This window comes from Acetobacterium fimetarium, from assembly GCF_014284475.1.
GTDB classification, from domain to species: Bacteria; Bacillota; Clostridia; order Eubacteriales; family Eubacteriaceae; genus Acetobacterium; species Acetobacterium fimetarium.
On sequence record NZ_WJBC01000065.1, the window covers coordinates 1 to 1,822 of the forward strand.

Consider the following 1,822-nt stretch of genomic DNA (forward strand, 5'->3'; position numbering starts at 1 on the left):
CCTGGATCCGCTGAATCAGGATCTGATGGGGATGCTGTTCGCGACTGAAGCCCTGTTGGGTGAAGATGATTACTGCATGGAATATATCGGCGCCTACCGCGAAGGTATCTTCGGTCAGAAAAAATAGCAAATCGGCTATAATAATTATTTAAATATCAGGAGGAATAAATATGTCAAAGATTGATGAAGTAAAAATACTCGTGGAAACCGGTAAATCTAAAAAAATTGCTGCCGCAGTACAGGAAGCCCTCGATGCCGGCGATAAAGCCCAGGATATCCTGGATGCCATGATTGCCTCTATGAGCGTTGTCGGCGATAAATTCTCAGCCGGAGAAATCTTCGTACCAGAAATGCTGATTGCTGCCAAAGCGATGTCAAAAGGGGTTGACGTACTCAAGCCGATTATGGCCGGCGATGTATCAAAATCGCTTGGTACCTGTGTAATGGGAACCGTCGCCGGTGATCTTCACGATATCGGCAAAAACCTGGTTATTATGATGCTGGAAAGCTCCGGATTTGACATGGTCGATCTCGGCGTCGACGTCCCGGCAGCAAAATTCGTGGATGCCGTCAAGGAAAACGACAACGTCGTGCTGGTCGCCTGCTCCGGTCTGCTGACCACTACCATGCCAGCGCTCAAAGAAGCTGTACAAACCGTCAAAGCCGCATTCCCTGACATGAAAGTCATTGTCGGCGGTGCCCCGGTCACGCCAGAATACGCTGCCGAGTGTGGTGCTGACGGTTATGCTCCTGATGCTGGTTCTGCCGCTGTTAAAGCAAAAGAAATCGTCTCTTGATAACAATACTTTTGTGAATTTTCTCAAACAAACTTGCTAAAGGGCCCGTTGTTGATTATTAATCACGATAAACAACAGGCCCTTTTTCCATTGATCCGATTTTGCAAAGACAAACTCCCCGCAATAAAAAAGACCGATTACTTGATCTGATTGCGGCAGCCGCAATGATCAGTAACTGGTCTCAAATTATATAATTTTTTAATTAAGCGCCGATAATTTCTTTCGCTTTAACTGCAGAGCTTCCGGCATCCGGAGCGTATCCGTCAGCACCGATTTCATCTGCATATTCCTGAGTAACAGGTGCGCCGCCAACGATGACTTTCATTGCTGGATAAGCTGCTTTGATGGTCTGTACGGCTTCTTTGAGCGCCGGCATGGTGGTGGTCAGAAGACCTGAGCAGGCTACCAGTACAACATTGTTGTTTTCTTTAATAGCTTCTACAAATTTTGCTGCCGGCACGTCAACACCGAGGTCAACCATGTCAAATCCGGAGCTTTCCAGCATCATAATAACCAGGTTTTTACCGATATCATGAAGGTCACCGGCAACGGTTCCCATGATACAGGTTCCCAAAGAGTTTGATGTGTCGCCTGCCATCACTGGTTTCAGTACTTCAACCCCTTTTGACATCGCTTTGGCAGCGATCAGCATTTCTGGTACGAAGATTTCTCCGGCTGAGAATTTATCGCCGACAACGCCCATCGAGGCAACCATTGCATCCAGGATATCCTGTGCTTTATCGCCGGCATCCAGTGCTTCCTGTACTGCGGCAGCAATTTTTTTTGATTTTCCTGTTTCTACCAATACTTTTACATCTTCAATTTTTGACATTTCTTAATTCTCCTATTTTCTTTTAATATTATATTTTCAACTATGTGTGTAGTTTTTACGTATTAACTATTTTTTCTGACCGAAGATACCTTCGCGGTAGGCGCCGATATATTCCATGCAGTAATCATCTTCACCCAACAGGGCTTCAGTCGCGAACAGCATCCCCATCAGATCCTGATTCAGCGGATCCAGG

At 46.0% G+C, this 1,822-nt stretch carries 2 protein-coding genes and 2 pseudogenes; 2 read left to right on the forward strand and 2 right to left on the reverse strand.

Annotated features, from left to right (window positions below):
* Window positions 1-127 (forward strand): annotated as a pseudogene (locus GH808_RS15475) (methyltetrahydrofolate cobalamin methyltransferase); the annotation flags it as partial.
* 43 nt (window positions 128-170) lie between these two features.
* Window positions 171-797: a corrinoid protein gene (locus GH808_RS15035; protein WP_186843596.1), complete on the forward strand. Its 627-nt coding sequence runs from the start codon at window positions 171-173 to the stop codon at window positions 795-797.
* Between the two features lie 202 nt (window positions 798-999).
* On the opposite strand, the gene GH808_RS15040 is transcribed toward GH808_RS15035, so the two are convergent.
* Window positions 1,000-1,629, reverse strand: coding sequence for a corrinoid protein (locus tag GH808_RS15040; protein WP_186843597.1), 630 nt, complete (start codon window positions 1,627-1,629; stop codon window positions 1,000-1,002).
* Window positions 1,630-1,695: 66 nt separating this feature from the next.
* Window positions 1,696-1,822, reverse strand: a pseudogene (locus tag GH808_RS15480) (methyltetrahydrofolate cobalamin methyltransferase); the annotation flags it as partial.